The organism is Micromonospora sp. DT62, from assembly GCF_049847285.1.
Classification (GTDB): Bacteria; Actinomycetota; Actinomycetes; order Mycobacteriales; family Micromonosporaceae; genus Micromonospora; species Micromonospora reichwaldensis.
In genome coordinates, this window is sequence record NZ_JBNCOB010000017.1 from 65,150 (window position 1) to 87,073 (window position 21,924).

Sequence of the window (21,924 nt, forward strand, 5' to 3'; positions counted from 1 at the left end):
GCGGAGGCGGGCGTGCCACTCTTCTTCCTGAGCTACGCCCATGAGGACAACCGCAACGGCCAGGTGCAGGAGTTCTTCGGCGATCTCAGCGAGGCGGTGGCCCGACTGGCCGGCGTGGGCTGGGACCAGGCGGGATTCGTCGACGGGCAGATGCCGCTCGGCGCGACCTGGTCGCAGGAGCTGGCCGACGCCCTCGCCACCAGTTCCTGCCTGGTGGCGCTGACCTCCCCCCGCTACGTGGTCAGTGACTACTGCGGGCGCGAGTTCCGGGTCTTCGCCGACCGGGTCGACGCGCACGAGCGGGAGTTCCGTCACCGTCCCCCCGCCGTGCTGCCGATCCGCTGGATCCCCTGCGACCGCGTGCCCGGGGCGCTGACCGGCTTCCAGCACAAGAACTTCCCGGCCGGCGCCGTGTACGCCCAGGACGGGCTGCTCACCCTCAAGCAGCGCCGCCGGCACCACGACGAGTACCAGGACTTCGTCGACGCGCTGGCCAAGCACATCGTGCAGACCGACCGCGACCACCGCCTGCTCCGGCCCGCCCGACGGCCGGTGCTCGCCCAGGTCACCAGCGCCTTCGAGACCACCCGCCGGCGGCCGGCTCCCGGGTCGTCCGCCGCCCGGTCGCCCCGCTCGACCAGCGCCCGGCACGTCTGGTTCGTCCTGGCCGCCGGCAGCGCGGCGGAGCTGGCCGGCACCCGCAGCGGGGCGGAGGAGCGCTACGGCGCGCTGGCCCGGGACTGGCGGCCGTACCGCCCCGAGCTGGAGGCGCCGATCGGCAGCTACGCCGGGGCGGTCGCCACCACCAAGAGCTACGGCTGGACGGTCGAGGACGCCGTCGACCTCGTCGAGGTGCGGGAGTGGGCCCGGGCGCACAACCAGATCGTCGTGCTCGTGGTGGACGTCTGGTCGGCCGGCCTGCCGCGCTACGAGCTGACCCTCGTCGGCTACGACCGCGACCCCGACACCACCACCCCGGTGCTGGTGCCCTGGACGGCCGCCGACGACGCGGCGGCCGACGGCAACCAGCGGCTCTGGGAGACCCTGGCGCGCGTCCTGTCGCACCACGTGGTGCGCAACGATCCCGCGATGTGGCGACCGGAGATCGCCACCGCCGGCCGCTTCCACGCCGAGCTGGAGGACGCGCTGGTCGTGGCCCAGAGCCGCATCTACCGTACGGGCACGGTCTACCAGGAGCCGCCGTCGGACGGCCCGGTGCACCGCCCGATCCTCGAAGGTCCCTGATGGAGGCGGGCAGCCGATGGCGGTGAACGACACGGCACGCGGACAGATCGTCACGTTCTACTCGTACAAGGGCGGCACGGGACGCACGATGGCGCTGGCCAACGTGGCCTGGATCCTGGCCAGCCAGGGGCTCCAGGTGCTCGTGGTGGACTGGGACCTGGAGTCGCCCGGCCTGCACCGCTACTTCCATCCGTTCCTGCGCGACTCCGAGTTGCGCGCCACCCCCGGGGTCATCGAGATGATCTGGGATTACTCGATGGCCACGATGCAGCGCAACCCCGGCGACGACCCGCAGGAGCTGCTCGCCGGGCACGCCAAGATCCAGCGGCGGGCGGTCTCGCTGAACTGGGAGTTCCCGCACGGCGGCGTGATCGACTTCGTGGCGGCCGGCCAGCAGGACTCGGCGTACTCGCGGCTGGTGAGCACCTTCGACTGGTCGAACTTCTACGAACGCCAGGGCGGGGCGGCCTTCTTCGACGCGGTCCGCGCGCAGATGCGCGCCGAGTACGACATCGTGCTGATCGACAGCCGTACGGGCCTGAGCGACGTCGCCGGCATCTGCACCGTGCAACTGCCCGACACCGTCGTCAACTGCTTCACCATGTCGACGCAGAGCATCCGGGGCGCGTCGGCCGTGGCCCGCTCGATCCGCGCCCAGCGCCCGGACGACCCGCCGCTGCTGGTGCCCGTGCCGACCCGGGTGGAGGACGCCGAGCTGCGCAAGCTGGAGACCGGCCGGGACCTGGTCCGGGCCGAGTTCGCGTCGTTCCTCGACCACCTCTCCGACGCCGCGCGGGCCCGCTACTGGAACACCATCGAGGTGCCCTACCGCGCGTTCTACGCCTACGAGGAGATCCTCGCCGCGTTCGGTGACCGTCCAGAGCAGGCGGGCACCCTGCTGGCGGCGTACGAGCAGCTCGCGTCGGTGGTGACCGGCGGCCGGGTCACCCGGCTGGAGCCGATGCCGGAGGAGGAGCGGCGCCGCTCGCTGACCGCGTTCGAGCGGTCCCGGCTCACCGCCGAGCAGACCGTGCTGGTCGGCTACGCCTCGATGGACCGGCTCTGGGCGGAGTGGATCAGCGACCAGCTCGAGGAGGCCGGGCTGCGGGTGGACCGCCGCGCGGTCGACGTGCCGGTGCGCGCGGGTGGCCGCACCGAGTTCGACCGGGCGCTCGCCGCCGCCAGCCGGGTGCTGGTCGTGCTGACCCGGCACTTCGCGGCCACGCCGCTGGCGGGGGAGGCGTGGAAGGCCGCCGCCAGCCGGGACCAGGTCGCCGGCACCGGCGTGCTGGTGCCGCTGCGGGTCGACGAGTCCCGGCTCGCCCTGCCCTACACCGACCGCACCCCGGTCGACCTCAGCGACGTCGACGCCGGCACCGCCCGGACCCTGCTGCTCGAGGAGGTGGGCGCACCCGCGCACACCGTGACCGGGCGGGCGGTCGGCCGGTTCCCCGGAACGTTCCCGGCGGTGTGGAACGTGCGCCAGCACGGCACCACCTTCGTCGGCCGGGCGGCGCAGCTGGAGGCGCTGCGCGACCGGCTGACCGCCTCGCCCGCCTCAGGGGTGCAGGTGATCCACGGTCTCGGCGGGGTCGGCAAGACCCAGCTCGCCGCCGAGTACGCGCTCCGCTTCGCCCGCGACTACGACGTGGTCTGGTGGATCCCCGCCGACAGCGAGGAACGGATCCGGGGCGGGCTGGCCGACCTCGCCGAGGCGATGGGGCTCGGCGCCGGCGGCGGTGGCGAGGCGGTCCGGCGGGTGCTCGACGCGCTGCGCCGGGGCGGCCCCGGCCGGCGCTGGCTGATCGTCATGGACAACGCCGACGAGCCGTCGCGGGCCACCCGGGCGCTGCTGCCGCAGGGCCCCGGGCACGTCCTGCTCACCACGCGCGACCAGACCTGGAGCGAGTACGCGGGCGCCACCGAGCTGACCGTCTTCGACCGGATGGAGAGCGTCCAGCTGCTGCGCGACCGCGTCCGCGGCCTCACCCAGGAGGAGGCGACCCAGGTCGCGGAGAAGCTCGGCGACCTGCCGCTGGCGGTGGAACAGGGCGCCGCCTACCTGCGGGCCACGGCGCTGCCGGTGCAGCAGTACCTCGCCTCGCTGGACACCCCCGGCCTGCTGCGCATCCTGGAGGGCCGGCAGTCGGCCGGATACTCCAAGACGCTCGCCGCGACCTGGCTGGTGACCCTGCGCCAGCTGCGGCAGGAGAAGCCCGCCGCCGCGCGCCTGCTGGAGCTGTGCTCGTACTACGCGCCGGAGCCGATCCCGGTCGCGATGCTCACCGGCGAGCGGTTCGCCGTCTTCATGGCCCCGTTCGACCCCACCCTCACCGACCCGATCCTGCAGGGGCTGGTCACCGCCGAACTGGGCCGCTACGGCCTCGCCCAGGTCGACGCGGAGAACAACACCGTGCGCATCCACCGGCTGGTGCAGCTCGTCATCAAGGACCAGCTCGACGACCCCGCCGAGACCCGTCGCGAGGCCCAGTCGCTACTCGCCGCCGCCAGCCCCCGCGATCCGGACAAGCCGGCCAACTGGCCGCGCTACGCCGAGCTGTGGCCGCACGTACGTCCCTCGGCGCTGCACGAGTCGACGGCCGAGGAGGCCCGCCAGCTCGTCGCCGACACCGTGCGCTACCTCTACCGGCGCGGGGACTACGAGTCCGCACGCTCGCTGGCCGAGGACGCGTTGGAGCGGTGGCGCGACACCGACGACGACGACCCCACCAAGCTGCGGATGCGGTTCCACCTGGCCAACGTCCTGCGCGCGCAGAGCCTCTTCGACCGGGCCTTCGAGATCGACCAGGACGTCTACGACCGGCAGCGGCGGATCTTCGGCGAGCACCACCTCTACACCCTGATGACGGCCCGCAGCCTCGGGGCCGACCTGCGCGCCCAGGGCCGCTACCACGACGCCGAGCAGCGCGACCGGCGCACCCTGGAGCTGAGCGTCCGCAGCTTCGGCGAGGACAGCGGCCGTACGCTGACCGCCGAGAACAACCTCGCCGTGTCGCTGCGGCTCGTCGGCCACTTCCGGGAGGCGGCCCAGCTCGACCAGCACATCTACGAGCGGCGCCGGGAACGCTTCGGCGACGAGGACCCGTCCACCCTCGCCTCCGCCAGCAACTACGGCCGAGGGCTGCGCGACACCGGGGAGCTGTGGCGCTCGCACAGCGTCCTGCAACGCACCTCCGCCAACCAGCAGAAGATCATCGGCCCCGACCACCCGGAGACCCTGCGTACCGCCAAGGAGCTGGCGCTGACCCTGCGCCAGCTCGGCCGCTTCGCCGACGCGCACCGGGTGCTGGAACGCACGGTGGTGCGCTACCAGCGCACCCTCGGCGGCGAGCACGCCGACACCCTCTCCTGCGAGATGGCGCTGGCGACCACCTGGTCGGCGGTGGGCGACAACCCGACCGCGCTGCGGATGGCGCGGCGGCTGCGTGACGCGTACACCGAGGTCCTCGGCGCCGACCACGCCATCACCCTGGCCTGCCTCAACAACCTCGGCGTGTTCCTGCGCAAGGGCGGCGAACACCCCCAGGCGCTCGACCTCGCCCAGCGGGTCCGCGACCAGCTTCTCGCCAGCCTCGGCGAGCGGCACCCGCACACCCTGCTCGCCACGCTCAACCTCGCCAACGACCTGTTCGCGCTCGGCGAGCGCGACGCCGCCCTGCTGCTGGACACCACCGCGTACGTCGAGCTGATCCGGGCCCTCGGCGCCGAGCACCCGGACAGCGTCTCGGCGGCGCTCAACCTCGCGGTCAGCAGGATCGCCACCGAGAGCGAGGCCGACGCCGGCCGCGCCCTCTACGACGACGCGTTCGGCCAGCTGGTGCAGCTGTTCGGTGGCGACAACCCGCGGGTGGTCCAGGCCCGCCAGCGCGACCGGTTCAACGGCTACATCGAGCCCGCCCTGCTCTGAGCGCCGGTCTGGTCCGGGCGCCCGCCCTGCGCCGGGCCCGGTCGGGAGGGCGCGCTAGTCGGGGCCGTCGGCCAGCCAGGTCGCGACCGCCAGCGGGTCGGCGCCGGGCAGCCGCCGGCACAGCGCCCGGACCAGGTCGGGGCGGGTGGTCAGCACCCGCGCGGCGGCGGTACGCCCCAGCCGCCCGGCGGCCAGCGCGACGCCGACCAGCGCGTCGGCGTCCCCGGGGTCCCCGGCGAGCCGGCGGCGGTATCCGGCCAGCGCGCCGCTGGCGTCCCCCGCCGCGTACGCCCGGTCGGCGCGGTCCACCTGCCCCGTCGCGTCCGCCCCGCCGCTGCCCGTGCCGCTGTGCTGCGTCGTCGCCAGCAGCCGCCGCCGCACCGCCGCCTCCGCGCCGGTGTCGCCGGTCGACGCGGGCCGGGCCGGGCCGGGCACGACGGCGGGTGCGGCGATCGGTGGCGGCGGCCGACCCCGCCGCCAGGCGTACGCCACCTCCGCCACGCCGTCGTCGTCGGGGACCAGGTTGGCCAGCGCCCAGCGCACCGCCCCGCCGTCCGCGACGTCGCGCGCCGCCGCCTCGACCCGCGCGTCGCCGGTGGGCTGCCAGCCGCGCAGGGTGCCGGCCATGCCCGCCACGAAGGCCCGCCCGTCGTCGGTCAGCTCCGCGCTACCGGCGAGCTGCGCGACGGCCCGCGCGGTCTGCACCCGCCAGTACGCGTACTCGAACGCGCAGCGGACGTCCTCGTGTCGTCGGCAGCGCCACACCTCGGCCACCCCGAGGTGCGCGTACGCGCCCTGCAACAGCGCGCCGACGGGGCGGGGGTCTGATCGCCACGGCGCCCGGTAGCGGGCCGGGCCGCCCGGCGCGTGCAGCGGCAGCAGGTCCAGCAGCGCGCCCAGCTTGGTGTGCTGCAACTCGTGCACCAGCAGCAGCGCGAGCGTCTGCGGGTCGGCCGGCACGGAGAGCGCGATGGCACCCAGTGCGGTACGGCTGGTGGCGCTGACCGGGTGCCCGGACGGCGGCGGCGTGAGCGGCACCAGCGTACGCAGCAGCGCTGCCAGCCCCCGGGCGTGCGCCGGCAGCCGGTCGGTCAGCCAGTGCCACGCCTGCCCGGCCAGCCGGTCGAGGCGGTCCGCCGTGGCGTCGTCCAGGCGGTTCGTCGGCGGCCGGTGGTAGCGGCTCCGGTGCGGATCCTGGTCGTCGACGAGCACCTCGGTCGGGGGCGCGTCGGGGCCCGGGGTGAGCCGGCGGCTCGGCAGCCACCCGCGTGCCGGGGCGTGCCCGTCGCCCGACCCGTCGGTGGCGTGCACGGCGCCGGCCGGCCCGTGCACCGACAGCCCCGGCGGCGGTCGCCCGTCGCCGGCCGCGCCGGGGTCGTAGCGCCGACCCGTGCCGCGGACGATCGCGGTGCCGGCGCCGAGCCCGACCGCGCCGCCCACCGTGGGCAGCAGCAGCACGCCTTGCGGGCAGGGCACGGCGAGCGTGAAGGCAAGGCCCGCGCGCAGCGCGGCGGCCCCCGCCAGCCCGGCCAGGTAGGCCGCGTCGGGGCGGCCGTGCAGGGCGTCGGTGGCCCAGCCGGTGACCGGCGGGTGGGCCAGGACGTGGGCGACGGCCGCCGGATCCGCCCGCTCGGCGCGGGTGAGCAGGGCGAGGCACCGCGCGGCCGGCGAACCGGTCCCGCCCGCGCGGGCGGCGGCGACGGTCAGCAGCCGCCGCCGTCCGAGCTGACCGGCGCGCAGCACCTCGAGCGTGGCGTCGTCGCCGTGGCCCGCGGCGAGGCCGGCGAGCTGGGCGGGGGAGAGCAGCACCGACTCACCGCCGCCGGGCCGGGGCGGCGGCGGGCGGAGCGGCCAGGGCGCGGCGGCGCAGTGCGTCGACGTCCGCGGCCACCACCCGTCGTACGTGGTCGATCAGCCGGTAGAGGTCGGGGCAGTAGACCGACGGGTGCGCGAAGCCGGCGCCGGCGTGGAAGCGGTGCGCGTACAGGCCGCCACCGCAGGCGCTGAGCACGGGGCAGGCCCGGCACGCGGGGGCCAGGGCGGCCGGACCGGTCGGCCGGCCCGCCAGCGACGGGTGCCGCAGCGCCTCGTCGAAGGAGTGGCGGAAGACGTCGAGGCCGGTACGCATCGACGCGTCGTCGGTGGTCTTCAGGGTGTCGGTGCCCTCGATGGTGCCGTCGGTCTCGATCGTCATGACGTCCGGCTCGGCGAAGCCCACCGCACGGGTGCCGCTGCGGCCGCCGAGCACCAGCGCGATCAGCGACTCGAACAACCGGATCCCGGTGCGGCGGGGCGTCGTGGCGTACCAGCGGTCGAAGACGGCCACCAGCCAGTCGCCGTACGGGGTGTCGGTGCCGCCCGGCCGGCGCCCGGGCGGGGGAGTGCTCCAGTTGCCGTGCGGCAGCAGCAGGTCCAGGCGGGGCGGGTCGTACGCGAGCAGCGACTCGTAGACGCCCACCGGGTCGTTGGCCAGGTCGACCGTGCAGAGCAGTCCCGCCCAGCGGGACCGGTGCCGTGGGCGGCCGAGCAGTCGCAGCGCGGCGGCCACGTCGGCGAAACTGCCCCGTCCGTCGGGGTAGCGGCGGTGCAGGTCGTTGGCGGCCCGGCCGCCGTCGAGGCTCACCCCGACGTCGATGTCGTGGCGGTGGCACAGCGCCAGGAACTCCTCGTCCAGCAGCACGCCGTTGGTCTGCACGCCGACGTCGAGCGCCGCGCCCGGGGGCAGTGCCGCCCGCAGGGTGCGTACGGTCCGGTCGAGGGTCGCCGGACCGGCCAGCAGCGGCTCGCCGCCGTGCAGCACGACGCGTACCCGGTCGGGGCCGTGCCGTGCCAGGTGCTCGCCGAGGCGCCGCGCGACCTGGGCCACGGTGCCCGGCGCGATCACCCGGGGCCGCTCCCGCCACCGCTGGTCGGCGCTGCGGTAGACGTAGCAGTGGTCGCACGCCAGGTTGCAGCGGCTGTGCACCTTGAGCACGAGCTGCCGGACCCGGGCCGGCGGCGCCGCTTCGGCCACCGGGGCGGGCCCGCAGGACCCCGCCGCCAGCGCCAGGGGGCCGTGCCGCGTCGGCGGATCGGCGTGGTCAGGGTGGGGCGGGGCGGCCGACGTCGGGGCGTCGGCGGACACGTCAGAAGCTCGACTCGAACGCCGACACGTCGAGCTGCCGGCCCGGCTCGTCGCCGGCCACGAGCGTGGCCAGCACGTGGGCCAGCACGCCGTCGCCGGCGCCGGCGAGCAGGTCGGCCAGCGGTATGTCCCCCAGCCGCACCAGGGCGGCCCCCGCGTCCACCGACGGTGGCGGCAGCTCGGTCTCAGCCACGGTGGACCGTCCGGCGACCGTGTGTCCTGCCGCGCGTCATCGCTGCGCTCACCCCGCCTTTTCTACACCATCGGGTGCCTGCCCCGACGGCCCGACACCGCACCCCGGGGTGGGCGTCGGCGGCATCCCGACGGCCCCGGCCGAGTGACCCGCCGCCGGTGTGTCCGGTGACCGGGACGCGTCCGGCAGCGCGCGGTGACAGGTGGTGGACCCGGGTGGCACCGGCACTGCCCGGGACCGCGATGACCGGTGACATCCCGCCTCCCGTCGGCGTCGGTGTCCGAAGCATAGGGGCGCGGCGGCCTCCGCAGCGACCACCCTCCGTAAACCCGACTCAGGGTCTGTCGTACCCGTGGTCCATGATCCTTGTCGTCACAGCGACGCCGGCGACCCCTCCGGCGTGCGGATGGTCATGGGCGGCGCCGGCAGCGGCGGACGGGAGGTCGGACAGTGGCTGACGCGGAACGGACCGCGTGGCGACGGCGCAGCACGGTGCGGGTGGTGCCGCCGGCGCGGCCCCGCAAGCTGGCCAAGGTGCCCTTCCTGGAGCTGGCCGACGGGCGGTTGCAGGGCGTGGTCTCCAGCGGGTCGGACGTCGACCGGGTCTACGTCTCGTCGATCGCCTCCGGCACCCACGCCTACCACTGCAGCACCAACAACAACCGCCCCTGCGGCGGGCTGCGCGGCGTGCCGTGCAAGCACCTGCACGCCCTGGCCGACGAGGCGCTGCTCCAGTACGGCGCCGACCGGGTCGCCCGCTACCTGCGGGTCGACGTCGGAGCGGGAGTGGCCACGGCCCGGGAGCTGCTGGCCGCCCTCGACGGGCGGCACGAGCCGACCCCCGCCGCCGTCGTGTTCAGTCGCTTCCTGCGCCACCTGTCCTACCTGGAGCTGCCCGGCAGCGCGGTCCCCCTGCCCGAGCTGCACTGGTTCCCGGCCACCGGGGCGGGCCGCTGATGCTCGGCACGCAGCTCGCCGTCCTGCGCGACGGCACCCCGACCGGCCTGTCCGACGCCCTCGACCTGGTCGCCGGCCTCGACGACGCCCTGCTGCGCGGCCTCGCCCGGGTGGGTGAGGACGACGCCGCCGCGCTGGCCGCCCTGGCCGGCGCGCTGACCGCCACCCCGCTCGGCGACCGGCTCGCCGAGGCGGTGGCCAAGGTGACCGCCGGCTCGGTGGCCGAGGAACACCTCCTCGCCCTCGCCGGCGCCCGGTGCGCGCTGCTCGGCGCCGCCCACGACGCGCTGCTCGGGCAGCTCGACACTGCGCTGGGCCGAGCCCGAGCCCCCTGGGCTCCCGGCACGGCCGAGCCCTCGGGCGCCGGGTCCGCGGCCAGCGCCGGCGCCCGCGCCTGGCTGCACGAGGTGGCGGTGACCGGCTGGGGCGGCGTCGACCACGAGCTGGTGGCCGCCGCGGGGGCGCCGGTCGAGGCCGCCCTCGCCGAGCCCCGCCTGCGCCGGCTGGCGGTGCTGCTCGACGGGCTCGCCGCCGAGCTGCGCGCCTGCGTGCCGGTCGCCACGATGGCGCAGCCGCCGCTGCGGCGCTGGGCCGACCTCTGGGCCCGGGGCGTGCTGCTCGCCCAGGACACGGCGGCCGCGTCCGTCCCGACCGCCGTCGAGGAGGTCTCCGGGCGGCTGCTCGTGCTCGGCGTCGACGTGCACGAGCACGACACCGCCGTGCAGGCGCAGGTGCACGCGATCCTCGAACCGGCCGACGGCGGACCGCCGCGCCTGGTCCGCTGCGCGGTCGGCGCGGTCAAGGTGGAGACGATCGTCGGGCCCGCGCTGTGGCGGCTGCTGGACGCCCATCCCGTGCTGCTGGCCGCGCTGGCCGAGCGGCGCAGCCTCACGGTCACCGGTCTGCCGCTGCACGGGGCGGACCTGCTCTGGCACGACGACCGGGTGCGACCCGGCGAGCCGGCCGACCCGTTCGCCACCGCCCGGGTCCTGATGCCGACGGCCGTCGCGGCGGCGTCGGCGCCCCTGGAGCGGCACCCCGTCGGGGTCGCCGAGCCCGTGCTGGTGGAGGGCTACACCGTGCGCGACGACGACGGCACGACGACCTTCGAGATCGACGGCCAGCCGATCGCCGTCGAGGTCGACCGGCTGCCGTCCTGCGGCCCGCTCACCCCCGAGCTGGTGGCCGCCTCGTCCGCGTGCCTCGGCCTGATCCGGTGGGACGACGGGCGGTGGTCGCTGCAACCCCTGGCGGTGCGGGCCACCGTCAAACGCCGACCGATCGAGGCGCACACCGGCGACTGGGCGGGCGGGGTCACCGACCCGAAGATCGCCAAGGCCGAGGCCAAGGCGGGCGACGCCGTGGCGGTGCTGCGCGAGCGCGCGGGACGGTTGCTGCGCCGATGAGCGACTCCCCGACCCCCGCGGACCTCGCCGACGCCAACCGACGCCAGGTGCTCTACTGGCGGCTGCTGGCCCGGCTCTTCGACCCCGACGAGCAGCCCACCCTGGAGTCGGCCAGCATGGCGGTCGTCGAGGACCTCGGGCTGCCGGCCGCCCTGCTGGATCCGGCGGTGTCGGTGGACACCGTCGTCCAGCGCTTCCCGGCCGTCGCCGACGAGCTGCGCGGCCTGCTCAGCCCGACGCCCGACGCGCCTGCGGCCGCCGACCTTCCCGACGCGCCGGCTGCCGGCCTTCCCGCCGAGCCAGCTTCCGGGGCCGCCGCGTCGGCTCCCGAGCCGCCTGACGGGCCCGCGCCCGGCGTCGCCAGCGCGTCGGCACCCGGCGAGGCCGCCGCGCCGGGCGCCGACCCGGCCACCGAGCCTGCTGCGGGTGGCGACGGGCCGCCGGGTGCGTCGGGTGCGCCCGGCGGTGCCGAGGTACGCCGCGCCGCGCTGGTGTCGAAGCTGCTGCTCAACGTGTTCGCCACCGGCCACGGGGCGGTCGACGCCGGCCAGCTGGCCCGGTGGCAGTCCGACGCCGGCTGGTTCGAGCAGGCCCTCGGGATGGAGCCCGGCGGGCTGCGCCGGCAGGGCGGCGGTGACGGCCTCGGCGGGGTGCTGGCCGGCATCGAGGGCGACCTGGTCCGCCGGATGCACCTGCGGGAGGTGCTGGCCGACCCGGTGCTGGCCAGCCGGCTGACGCCCAGCATGTCGCTGATCGAGCAGCTGCTGCGGGACAAGGCCAACCTCTCCGGGGTGGCCCTGGCCAACGCCAAGGCGCTCATCCGCCGGTTCGTCGACGAGGTCGCCGAGGTGCTGCGTACCCAGGTCGCGCAGACCAGCGTCGGCGTCGTCGACCGGTCCGTGCCGCCGAAACGGGTCTACCGCAACCTCGACCTCGACCGCACCATCTGGCAGAACCTGACCAACTGGAGCCCGGAGGACGAGCGCCTCTACGTCGACCGGCTCTACTACCGGCAGACCGCCCGCCGGGCCACGCCGGCCCGGCTGATCGTGGTGGTGGACCAGTCGGGCTCGATGGTCGACTCGATGGTCAACTGCACGATCCTCGCGTCGATCTTCGCCGGCCTGCCCAAGGTGGACGTGCACCTGATCGCGTACGACACGCGGGCGCTGGACCTCACGCCGTGGGTGCACGACCCGTTCGAGGTGCTGTTGCGTACCAAGCTGGGCGGCGGCAACGACGGCCCGGTCGCGATGGCGCTGGCCCGCCCCAAGATCGTCGAGCCGAGGAACACGGTCATGGTGTGGATCTCGGACTTCTACGAGTTCAACCGCTCCCAGCCGCTGTTCGACGGCATCGAGGCGGTGCACCGCTCCGGGGTGCGGTTCATCCCGGTCGGCTCGGTCAACAGCTCGGGCCAGCAGAGCGTCAACCCCTGGTTCCGGCAACGCTTGAAGGACCTGGGCACGCCGGTCATCTCCGGTCACATCCGCAAACTCGTCTTCGAGCTCAAGAGCTTCCTCACCTAGGAGAACAACCCCTCATGTCCGAGATGCTCCGTGCCCCCGCCGAGGTCAAGTACGCCGAGGAACTCGACTTCCTGGAGTCGGTCGACACCGATCCGAAGCCGTTCTCGTGGCGGCTGAGCCCGCGGATGGTCCGCCTGTTCATCCTCGGCTCGGAACGGGCCGACGGGCTCGACCGAGAGATCCCGCAGAAGTGGTTCGGCGACCGTACGTTCGTCGAACGCAGCATCGTGACCCTGGCGTCGGACCGGGGCCTGCTGCTGATCGGCGACCCGGGCACCGGCAAGAGCTGGCTGGCCGAGCTGCTGTCCGCCGCCGTCTGCCGCAACTCGACCCTGGTGGTCCAGGGCACCGCCGGCACCACCGAGGACCACATCAAGTACTCGTGGAACGTCTCCATGGTCATCGCGCGGGGCCAGTCCCGGGAGTCGATGATCCCCTCGCCCATCATGACGGCGATGGAGCAGGGCACCGTCGGCCGGTTCGAGGAGCTGACCCGTTCCACCAGCGACGTGCAGGACGCGCTGATCTCGATCCTGTCGGAGAAGTACGTCTCCATCCCGGAGCTGGACCACGACAACATCGTCTTCGCCAAGCCCGGCTTCTCGATCATCGCCACCGCGAACAGCCGGGACCGGGGCGTGAACGACCTCTCCTCCGCGCTCAAGCGGCGGTTCAACTTCGTCCGGATCCCGGTGGTGACCAACAAGCGCAGCGAGGCCGAGATCGTCCGCTTCCGCACCGAGGAGCTGCTGCGCCGCCACCAGATCACGCTGGACGTGCCGCCCACCCTGCTCGACATCCTGTTGCAGAGCTTCGCCGACCTGCGCGCCGCCGCCACCTCGGCGACCAGCGACGACGAGAAGCTGGAGTCGGCGCTGTCCACCGCCGAACAGATCGGCGTCCTGGAGGACGCCATCCTGCACAGCCAGTTCTTCGGCGACCGCACCCTGCGCGCCGCGACGCTGGCCGGGTCGCTGGTCGGCTCGCTGGCCCGGCGCAGCCCGGAGGATCTGGCGATCCTCAACAAGTACCTGCACGGGGTGGTCGAGCCGCGCGCCAAGCAGGACGGCGGCTGGGAGGGCTTCCTCGACGGTGGCCGCCAGGCGATCGCCGCCCTGTCGTGACCGCCCCCACCACCGCCGGGCCGTTCGGCGCGCTGCGCGAGCAGCTCACGGCCGCCGCGGGCGCCTTCGCCGGCAGCTCGGGCGCCGTCGCGGAGATCCTGGCCGGCATCGTCGACGACGTCGACCGCGCCCTCGGCGAGGAACTGGAGATCTTCCCGGTCTGCCACCACTCCCCGGCGTCCGCGCTGGCCATGGTCCGCAGGCTGCGCGCGAAGCAGCCGAAGGTGATCTACCTGGAGCTCTGCGAGGACCTCCAGCCGCTGCTGGGCGAGCTGCGCAACTGCAGTCTCCCGGTGGCCGTGCAGGCCTTCGCCTCGCAGCTGGACGGCTTCCCGGCCGACTGGGGACCGCTCAGCGTGGTCGCGCCGATCACCGAGGCCAGCGCCGAATACCAGGCCATCGCGTACGCGCTGGAGACGCCGGGCGTCGAGCTGGTGCTGGTGGACCGCTCCACCGACCACGTCTTCCAGTGGTCGCCGCGCCGCCCCGCCGACGAGGCCCCGGCCGGCGGGGACGTCGAGGCCGCCGCGCCGGCGGGGGAGGAGGCTGCCCTGCACGGCGACGCGGTCGGCGTCGAGATCGGCGACCTGCGGCCCCGCTTCGCGGAGCTGGAGGCGTACCTCCTGCACCACGGCAAGGTCCGGCACTGGTCGGAGTGGTGGGACCAGTACGTCGAGCAGCCGCTGGCCGACGCCGACCACGACACCTACCGGCAGGTGATGGTGCTGATCGGCAGCCTGTTCCGGCGGCTGCGCCCAGCCGGGGCGGAGCGGCAGGACCGCGACGAGGACCGCGAGCGCTACATGTGGACCCGGATGCGGCAGCACCTCGCCGCCTCCGGGGCCGACCCCGCCGACTGCCTCTACGTCTGCGGCGCGTTCCACGCCGCCAGCCGGGTGGAGCAGTTCGGGTTGCGGGCCGACGCCCCCTTCGAGATCGGCCCGCGCACCGGCACCCGGTGGCACTACGGGCTCATCCCGTCCAGCCACTCCGCCATCGAGGCGCAGTTCGGCCTCGCGCCCGGATCGGTGTCGATCGCCTCCGCCACCTGGACGAGGGCGGTCGCCCGCACCAAGCTGAGCCCGTTCCGGCTGGAGGGGCAGCGGGGCGGCCGGACCCGCACCGGTGGCCGCCGCCGCGCCACCCCGGCGCCCGCACCCGCCGCCGAAGTCGCCGACCGGCTCTCCGGCTACCTGGCGCAGCCGCCGGCGACGCAGGGCCTGGACGAGGCGGAGCTGCGCGGCTGGTGCGTCGACATCGTCCGGCTGGCCCGGCGCAACGGCTACCTGGCCAGCACCGCCGACGCGATCGCCGTCTTCGAGACCTCGATCCTCCTCGCCGGCCTGCGCAACCGCGCGCGCCCCACGCCGTACGACTTCGCCGACGCGGCGGTCACCTGCATCGAGAAGGACGTCGTCCCGGGCCGCCGGGACGTCCGCCGGCTCTGCGAGATCCTGTTCGGCGGCGACCGGGTCGGTCAGGTGGGCTACGAGGCCCTTCCGCCGCTCGCCCGCGACGTCCACGACCGGCTCGCCCCGCTCGGGCTGGACCTGGAGAAGCGCACGATCCAGCGGGCCCTGGTGGACCTGCGGGCCAACCCCGAGCTGGCGCCCTGCTCGGATCTGCTGTGGCGGCTGCGGCACCTGCTGCCCCGCGACGCGGTCCGGCCCATCATGGGCGAGCGCCGGTTGGGGCAGCGCTCGATCCAGGAGAGCTGGGACCTGGCCCTCGGCCGCAGCCAGCGGGCGCTGATCGAGCTGGGCTACGAGGGGGTGACCGTCGAGCAGGTGCTGGAGCAGCGCCTGCGTCGCGCCGTGCGGGGCCCGGAGGCGACGGCCTCGGTCGCGCTGGGGGCCGTCGAGGACGCCATCCGGCTGCTCGACAGCCCGCGCCTGGTCGACGAGCTCGGCGCCCGGGCGGTGGAGCTGCTCGCCGCCGAACGCACCGTCGACGACGCCCCCGAGGTGCTGCGCCGGATCCGGCGGCTGCTGGCCCACCACCGTGCCACCGGGCCGCTGCCGGCCTGGTGCGAGGCGTTCGTGACCACCGGGTACGCGCACTACTGCACCCTGCTGCCCACCGCGTTCCTCGACGAGGAGAGCGGCGTGCGTCAGGTCGGCGCCATGCTGGGCTTCCTGTTCGGCATGGAGAGCCTGGCGCTCTCCCTGGGCTGCGACCGGTCCCAGCTCGAACTCGCGGTCGCGCAGTCCCATCCGGAGGCGCCGGCCAAGGTGGCGCTGCTCTGGGCCGTCCGGCACCAGTTGGGCCTGCTGCCCTTGGCCGAGTTGCGCGAGCGGTGCGCCGCGCTGCTCGCCAACCCGCTGGTGGTGCCCGCCTTCCCGCAGTACCTCAGCGGCTTCGTGCAGGCCCTGGAGCCGGTGCCGGGGCTCGCGCCGTTCGTCGTGGAGGTGATGTCGTCCGCGTTCGCCCGGTTGCCCGACCCGGTCCTGCTGCCGTGGCTGCCCACCCTGATCACCACGCTGCGCGAGCACGGCGCGGAGCTGGTGCCGCTGCTGGTGCGGGAGGCGGGGCGTACGTTCCCCGGCTCGCTGGCCGCGCTGGACGCCTGGGTGCCGCCGTGGTCGGCCTCGCCGCCGCCGTCGACGCCGGCGGTCCCCGCCACCGTGTCCGGGCCGGTCGCCGCCCTGCTGGCGGCCCACCCGCAGAGCGTGGACGCCGTCGCCGCGCTGCTCGGTTGCGACGGCGGCTGGCGCGAGGTGGACGCCGCCACCACCGCCGTTCCCGCCGGCCTGACCGCGCTGCTGGCCGCGCATCCGGAGACCGTCGACGCCGTGGCCGGCCTGCTGGCGGCCACCCCGCGCTGACCGACGCCGGCCGTCGACGGACCAATTTCCGGCGGGTTGTCGATCCTGGCCCGCCCCGTTCGTGTGGAGGATGAGAGGCCGGCGGCGCCGCCGGCCGCCGACGCGAGGAGGGGCCATGAAGCAGTACCTGCTCAGCATCCACCAGCCCGACGGTGACGGGCTGCCGGACCCGGAGTTCCTGGCCGGGGTGATGCGTGAGCTGGGCGCCATCCGGGAGGAGCTGGAGGCGTCCGGCTGCTGGGTGTTCGGCCAGGGGCTGCACGCGCCCGACACGGCGACCGTGCTGCGGCCGTCCGACGGCGAGGTGCTGGTCACCGACGGGCCGTTCGTCGAGGGCAAGGAACACCTCGGCGGGATCACCATCCTCCGGGCGCCCGACCTCGACGCCGCGCTGGCGTGGGGCCGCCGGTACGCGCTGGCCACCACCCTGCCGATCGAGGTGCGCCCCTTCCAGGGCGAGAGCTGACCATGCCCGACGTGGAGGCGGTGTTCCGCGCGGAGTACGGCCGCGCGGTCGCCGTCCTGGTCCGCCTCCTCGGCGACATCGACCTCGCCGAGGAGGCGGTGCAGGAGGCGTTCACGGTGGCGGTGGCACGGTGGCCCGAGAACGGGCCGCCGCCCAGCCCGGCCGGCTGGATCATCACCACCGCCCGGAACCGGGCCGTCGACCGGCTGCGCCGGGAGGCCTCCCGCGCCGACCGGCACGCCCAGGCCGCCCTGCTGCACGTCCGCGACGTACCGGCCGAGGAGGGACCCGTGCGCGACGACCGGCTCCGCCTCATCTTCACCTGCTGCCATCCGGCGCTCGGCCCCGCCGCCCGGGTCGCGTTGACCCTGCGGCTGCTGGGCGGGCTGGGCACCGCCGAGATCGCCCGGGCGTTCCTGGTGCCGGAGGCGACCATGGCCCAGCGGATCGTCCGGGCCAAGGCCAAGATCCGCGACGCCGGGATCCCGTACCGGGTGCCCGGCGACGCCGACCTGCCGGACCGGCTCCCCGCCGTGCTGGCCGTGCTCTACCTGATCTTCACCGAGGGGCACACCGCCAGCTCCGGCGACCGGCTGGTCCGCGACGACCTGTGCGGCGAGGCGATCCGGCTCGGCCGGCTGCTGGTGCGGCTCATGCCGGACGAGCCCGAGGCGCTGGGGCTGCTGGCGCTGATGCTGCTCACCGAGGCGCGCCGCCCCGCCCGCACCACGGCCGACGGCGCGCTGGTGCCGCTGCCCGAGCAGGACCGCCGCCGGTGGGACGCCGGGCTCGTCGGCGAGGGGCAGGCCCTGGTCCGCCGCTGCCTGCGCCGCGACCGGCCGGGGCCGTACCAGATCCAGGCCGCGATCGCCGCCGTGCACAGCGACGCGCCCGGCGCCGCCGGCACCGACTGGGCGCAGATCCTCCGGCTGTACGACCAGCTCACCGCGTACGCCCCGGGGCCGGTGGTGGCGCTGAACCGGGCCGTCGCGCTCGCCGAGGTGGCCGGGCCGGCAGCGGGGCTGGCGGCCGTCGAGCGGCTCGACCTGGCTGGGTACCACGTGTTCCACGCCGTCCGGGCGGACCTGCTGCGGCGGCTCGGCCGGGCGGGGGAGGCGGCGCGGGCGTACCGGACGGCCGCCGAGCGGACGGACAACGCGGCCGAACGCGCCTTCCTGGACAGCCGGGCGAGCTCGGTACTGACGGGCGGATGACGCCCTCGCCCCGCGCGTTTGCCCAGGCAGCGGGCCGGGAACTCGGGTCGTCCGGCAGCGCGGCGCCCGGCGCGTCGCCCGACGAACGGACGCGAGCGCCCATGACGTACCGTCCGGCACTTGCCACCGCTTCCGACCAGACCACGCTGACGCTCGGGGTCGAGGAGGAGTACCTCCTGCTCGATCCGCAGACCGGGGAGAGCCTGCCGGTCGCCGACCGGGTGCTCACCGCCCTGTCCGGCAGCGCGCGGGACCAGAGCCGGCAGGAGTTCCGGCACAGCATGGTGGAGATGGTCACGCCGGTCACCGCCGACCTGGCCGAGCTGCGCGCGCACCTGGTGGCGCTGCGCCGCTCCGTCGGCGACGCGGCCGAGGCCGCCGGGGCGCGGCTCGTCGCGGTCGGTGCCACGCCCGTGCACGAGCCGCACCGGACGGTGCCGGACAAACCGCGCTACCACGCCATGTCCCGGCGGTTCGGGCCGGTGGCGCACGACCCCGCCGTCTGCGGCTGCCACGTGCACGTCGGGATGCCCGACCGCGAACTGGCCATCCAGGTCTGCAACCACCTGCGCCCCTGGCTGCCGGTGGTGCAGGCGATCACCGCCAACTCGCCGCTGCACGACGGGCGCGACACCGGGCACGCCAGTTGGCGCTCCATGCAGCTGGAACGCTGGCCCAGCATCGGGCCGACCCCGCACTTCGAGTCGGTCGCCGACTACGACGCGACGGTGGCGGAGCTGATCGACGCCGGGATCATGCTCGACGCGGCGATGGTCTACTGGTACGCGCGCCCGTCGGCCGCGTACCCCACCGTGGAGGTGCGGGTGGGCGACGTCTGCCCGGCGGTGGACGACACCGTGCTGGTCGCCGGGCTGGTCCGTGCGCTCGTCGCGACGATGGCCGACGACGCCCGCGCCGGGGTCCCCGCCCGACGGATCCGGGACTGCCTGGTCTCCGCCGCGCACTGGCGGGCCGCCCACGACGGGCTGGAGGGCGACCTGATCGACCTGCGCGCCGGCGTCGCCCGTCCCGCCTGGGACCTGGTCGGTGAGCTCGTCGACACGGTCGCGCCGGCGCTGGTCCGCCACGGCGACCTCGACTACGTACGCGACCAGCTGGTCCGGCTGCGGCGCGACGGCAACGGCGCCACCCGGCAGCGCCGGGTCATGGCCCGCACCGGCGACGACGTGCGCGCCGTCCTGGACCACCTGGCCGCCGAGACCCGCGCCGCCTGACCCGCGCCGCCCTGACCTGCGCCGCCCTGACCTGCGCCGCCCTGACCTGCGCTGCGTGACCTGCGCCGCCTGACCCCGCGCCGCTTGAGCTGTGCCGCCTGACCCGTCCCGCCCGGCGCGAGCCGCAACCCGGTGGCGTCAGCAACCCGGTGGCGTCAGCTGGCCGGTGGCGGCAGCGGGCCGGTGGAACACCACGGGTGTCACCGGGCGGTGGAGAGACCCGTGGTGTTCCACTCGTGGGCTCGACGGCGTCGCCGCAACCGGCGACCGCGGTGCGCGTCGGCCGGGAGGCGGTCAGCGGATGTCGTGGGACTGGAGCCAGAGTTCCAGCAGGCCGAGCTGCCACAACTTGTTGCTGCCGGCGGCGGCCTGCGCCCGGTCCGGCTCGGCGAGCAGCTCGGCGACGTACTCGCGGCGGAACAGGCGGCGCTCGCGGGCGGCGGGCGCGGCGAGGGCCTCGGCGACGAGCTGCCGCACCGGCCCGTCGACGTTGCGCAGCGCCGGCACCGGGAAGTAGCCCTTCGGCCGGTCGACCACCTCGACGGGCAGCACCTGGCGGGCCACCTCCTTGAGTACGCCCTTGCCACCGTCGGCCACCTTGTGCTCGGGTGGGCAGGCCGCAGCCAGGGCCACCAGGTCCTGGTCCAGGAACGGGGTGCGCACCTCCAGCCCCCACGCCATGCTCATGCTGTCCACCCGCTTGACCGGGTCGTCGGGCAGCATCAGGTGGGTGTCCATGCGCAGCACCGCGTCCAGCGCCGTCTGCGCGCCCGGCGCGGCCAGGTCCGCCGCGAGCAGTTCGCGGCTGGCGTCGCGGTCGCAGGCGTACGCCGGGTCCACCACCCGGCTCAGCTCGGCGTGGTCCCGGTCGAAGAACGCGTCGGCGAAGGTGGCCGCCGCGTCGTCGCGGGGCACCCGCGTGAGGGGCTGGTGGTAGCCGTAGCCGGCGAAGACCTCGTCGGCGCCCTGGCCGGACTGGGCCACCTTGACGTGTCGGGCGACCTGCTCGGAGAGCAGGTGGAAGGCGACCACGTCGTGGCTGCCCATCGGCTCGGTCATCGCGTGCACGGTCCGCCGTACCGCCGGGACCAGGTCGTCGTCGGCGAGCCGGATGCGGTGGTGGTCGGTACCGAACGTGCGGGCGACCAGGTCGGAGTAGTGGAACTCGTCGCCGGCCTCGCCGCCGCGGCTGTCGAAGCCGATGCTGAAGGTCTGCAGGTGCCGCTGCCCGGCCTCGGCCAGCAGCGCCACGATCATGCTGGAGTCCAGGCCGCCGGAGAGCAGCACGCCGACGGGGACGTCGGCGACGAGCCGCCGCCGTACCGCTTCGCGCAGCGCCTCCCCGACGGCGGCCCGCCAGTCCCCGGCGTCCATGCCGGCGTGGGCGGGGTCCCGCGCGTAGTCGGGCCGCCAGTAGACGTGCTGGCGGCTGCGCCCGTCGGCCTCGACGACGCGTACGGTGGCCGGGGGGAGCTTGCGGATGCCGCGCAGGACGGTGCGGGGCGCCGGGACGATGGAGTGCCAGGAGAGGTAGTGGTGCAGCGCCACCGGGTCGATCGAGGTGTCCACGTCGCCGGCGCGCAGCAGCGCCGGCAGGGTGGAGGCGAACCGCAGCCGGCCGGATGATTCGGCGAGGTAGAGCGGCTTGATGCCGAGCCGGTCGCGGGCCAGCACGAGCCGGCGCCGCCGCCGGTCCACCAGCACGACGGCGAACATGCCGACCAGGTGGTCGACGAAGTGCTCGCCCCACTGCGCGTACGCCACCAGGACGACCTCGGTGTCGCTGGTGGAGTGGAACGTGTGCCCGGCGCCGCGAAGCTCCTCGCGCAGCTGGGGATAGTTGTAGACGCAGCCGTTGAAGACCAGCGCCAGCCCCAGGTCGTCGCGGACCATCGGCTGGGAGCCGGCCTCGGTGAGGTCGATGATGGTGAGCCGGCGGTGCCCGAGGATCACCCAGCCGTCGTCGAAGAGGCCCTCCCCGTCGGGGCCCCGGGAGCGCATCGCCTCGGTCATCCGGGTCACCGCGCCGGCGTCCGGCGTCGACCCGTCGAACCTCGCCTCGCCACTGATGCCGCACATCGTCAGCGGTCACCGGGCTTCCGGGGCATCCGACCCACCGTGATCACTCCTGTCGGCGTCGCAGGTGTGCCGGGCCGCCCGCTCGGGGGACCCGGTCCCGTCGGCAGGACGGGTGGCTGGGCTACCCGCCGCCGGGGGCGGCAAACCCCGGTGCCGCGCGCGTCGGGCGGTCAGTCGCGCAGCGTACGCAGGATGCGGGCGAGCTGTTCCCGGTCGGCGGGTGCGAGGCGGCCGAACAGGTCCTCGGCGGCGGCCCGGCGGGCGGCGTGGATGGCGGCGCCGGCGCGCGTGCCCTCCTCGGTCGGCGCGACCAGGGTGGCGCGCCGGTCCGCCGGATCGGGCCGGCGCCGCACGAGCCCGCGCGCCTCGAGGTCGTCGACGACCTCGGTGGCCGAGCGCGGGGCGATGCGCAGGTGCTCGGCGAGCGCGCTGAGCCGCAGCGAGTCGTGCCGCATCAGCATGCCGAGCGCCCGGGACTGCCCGGGCGTGACGTCCCAGGGCGCGAGCGCCTCGCGGGTGCGGTGGCGCAGCCGCCGGGTCACCGCCCAGAACGCCTCGGCGAGGCCGTCCCCGGCGTCGTCCGTGTCTGCCGTCACGGG

At 75.3% G+C, this 21,924-nt stretch carries 14 protein-coding genes and 2 pseudogenes; 11 read left to right on the forward strand and 5 right to left on the reverse strand.

Annotation, left to right across the window (positions count from 1 at the left end):
• Positions 1-12 precede the first annotated feature (12 nt).
• Together ACPXCB_RS21785 and fxsT are read left to right on the forward strand one after the other, a co-directional pair.
• Positions 13-1,245, forward strand: a complete 1,233-nt coding sequence (locus tag ACPXCB_RS21785; protein ID WP_425877408.1) for a TIR-like protein FxsC — start codon at positions 13-15, stop codon at positions 1,243-1,245.
• A 16-nt stretch (positions 1,246-1,261) separates the two neighbouring features.
• Entirely contained in the window at positions 1,262-5,173 is a 3,912-nt protein-coding gene (fxsT, locus tag ACPXCB_RS21790) for an FxSxx-COOH system tetratricopeptide repeat protein (protein WP_425877409.1), read from the forward strand.
• A gap of 54 nt (positions 5,174-5,227) precedes the next feature.
• Here the strand turns inward: fxsT and ACPXCB_RS21795 are convergent, their stop codons facing one another.
• From ACPXCB_RS21795 to fxsA, 3 genes are read right to left on the reverse strand one after another with little or no spacing between them, the layout of a single operon-like run.
• Entirely contained in the window at positions 5,228-6,982 is a 1,755-nt protein-coding gene (locus ACPXCB_RS21795; protein ID WP_425877410.1) for an aKG-HExxH-type peptide beta-hydroxylase, read from the reverse strand.
• Between the two features lie 4 nt (positions 6,983-6,986).
• Positions 6,987-8,297: an FxsB family cyclophane-forming radical SAM/SPASM peptide maturase gene (locus ACPXCB_RS21800; protein WP_425877411.1), complete on the reverse strand. Its 1,311-nt coding sequence runs from the start codon at positions 8,295-8,297 to the stop codon at positions 6,987-6,989.
• 1 nt (position 8,298) lies between these two features.
• The gene (gene fxsA / locus ACPXCB_RS21805; RefSeq protein ID WP_358119863.1) at positions 8,299-8,490 is read right to left on the reverse strand and encodes an FxSxx-COOH cyclophane-containing RiPP peptide; all 192 of its coding nucleotides are present in this window, start codon (positions 8,488-8,490) and stop codon (positions 8,299-8,301) included.
• 450 nt (positions 8,491-8,940) lie between these two features.
• Between fxsA and ACPXCB_RS21810 the strand changes: the two genes are divergently transcribed.
• From ACPXCB_RS21810 to ACPXCB_RS21850, 9 genes and pseudogenes are all read left to right on the forward strand, one after another.
• Positions 8,941-9,447: a hypothetical protein gene (locus tag ACPXCB_RS21810; RefSeq protein WP_425877412.1), complete on the forward strand. Its 507-nt coding sequence runs from the start codon at positions 8,941-8,943 to the stop codon at positions 9,445-9,447.
• A complete protein-coding gene (locus ACPXCB_RS21815) occupies positions 9,447-10,853 on the forward strand; it encodes a hypothetical protein (protein WP_425877413.1) in 1,407 nt (468 codons plus the stop codon). Before ACPXCB_RS21810 ends, ACPXCB_RS21815 begins: the two co-directional genes overlap by 1 nt.
• Positions 10,850-11,185: pseudogene (locus ACPXCB_RS21820) on the forward strand (hypothetical protein); the annotation flags it as partial. The gene ACPXCB_RS21815 and the pseudogene ACPXCB_RS21820, both read left to right, overlap by 4 nt.
• A gap of 114 nt (positions 11,186-11,299) precedes the next feature.
• Positions 11,300-12,382 (forward strand): annotated as a pseudogene (locus tag ACPXCB_RS21825) (vWA domain-containing protein); the annotation flags it as partial.
• Between the two features lie 14 nt (positions 12,383-12,396).
• The gene (locus ACPXCB_RS21830; RefSeq protein WP_357576343.1) at positions 12,397-13,506 is read left to right on the forward strand and encodes an ATP-binding protein; all 1,110 of its coding nucleotides are present in this window, start codon (positions 12,397-12,399) and stop codon (positions 13,504-13,506) included.
• The gene (locus ACPXCB_RS21835; protein ID WP_425877414.1) at positions 13,503-16,331 is read left to right on the forward strand and encodes a hypothetical protein; all 2,829 of its coding nucleotides are present in this window, start codon (positions 13,503-13,505) and stop codon (positions 16,329-16,331) included. The genes ACPXCB_RS21830 and ACPXCB_RS21835 overlap by 4 nt, the downstream gene beginning before the upstream one ends.
• 115 nt (positions 16,332-16,446) lie before the next feature.
• Positions 16,447-16,797: a YciI family protein gene (locus ACPXCB_RS21840; RefSeq protein ID WP_151452929.1), complete on the forward strand. Its 351-nt coding sequence runs from the start codon at positions 16,447-16,449 to the stop codon at positions 16,795-16,797.
• A 2-nt stretch (positions 16,798-16,799) separates the two neighbouring features.
• Positions 16,800-18,011: an RNA polymerase sigma factor gene (locus tag ACPXCB_RS21845; RefSeq protein ID WP_425877415.1), complete on the forward strand. Its 1,212-nt coding sequence runs from the start codon at positions 16,800-16,802 to the stop codon at positions 18,009-18,011.
• A gap of 101 nt (positions 18,012-18,112) precedes the next feature.
• Positions 18,113-19,246, forward strand: a complete 1,134-nt coding sequence (locus ACPXCB_RS21850; RefSeq protein ID WP_425877416.1) for a carboxylate-amine ligase — start codon at positions 18,113-18,115, stop codon at positions 19,244-19,246.
• 294 nt (positions 19,247-19,540) lie between these two features.
• Here ACPXCB_RS21850 and ACPXCB_RS21855 read toward each other — a convergent pair whose 3' ends face one another.
• Both ACPXCB_RS21855 and ACPXCB_RS21860 read right to left on the reverse strand, forming a co-directional pair.
• Entirely contained in the window at positions 19,541-21,325 is a 1,785-nt protein-coding gene (locus ACPXCB_RS21855) for an N-acetylglutaminylglutamine amidotransferase (RefSeq protein WP_425877417.1), read from the reverse strand.
• 170 nt (positions 21,326-21,495) lie between these two features.
• Positions 21,496-21,921 (reverse strand): MarR family winged helix-turn-helix transcriptional regulator, encoded by a 426-nt coding sequence (locus tag ACPXCB_RS21860; RefSeq protein WP_425877418.1) that lies wholly within the window; start codon positions 21,919-21,921, stop codon positions 21,496-21,498.
• Positions 21,922-21,924 lie beyond the last annotated feature (3 nt).

Bases quoted from the DNA above. Each gene is read 5' to 3' on its own strand.
- ACPXCB_RS21830 (WP_357576343.1), top strand. From the start codon at position 12,397: ATGTCCGAGATGCTCCGTGCCCCCGCCGAGGTCAAGTACGCCGAGGAA.
- ACPXCB_RS21815 (WP_425877413.1), top strand. From the start codon at position 9,447: ATGCTCGGCACGCAGCTCGCCGTCCTGCGCGACGGCACCCCGACCGGC.
- fxsT (WP_425877409.1), top strand. From the start codon at position 1,262: ATGGCGGTGAACGACACGGCACGCGGACAGATCGTCACGTTCTACTCG.
- ACPXCB_RS21840 (WP_151452929.1), top strand. From the start codon at position 16,447: ATGAAGCAGTACCTGCTCAGCATCCACCAGCCCGACGGTGACGGGCTG.
- ACPXCB_RS21850 (WP_425877416.1), top strand. From the start codon at position 18,113: ATGACGTACCGTCCGGCACTTGCCACCGCTTCCGACCAGACCACGCTG.
- ACPXCB_RS21845 (WP_425877415.1), top strand. From the start codon at position 16,800: ATGCCCGACGTGGAGGCGGTGTTCCGCGCGGAGTACGGCCGCGCGGTC.
- ACPXCB_RS21855 (WP_425877417.1), bottom strand. From the start codon at position 21,325: ATGTGCGGCATCAGTGGCGAGGCGAGGTTCGACGGGTCGACGCCGGAC.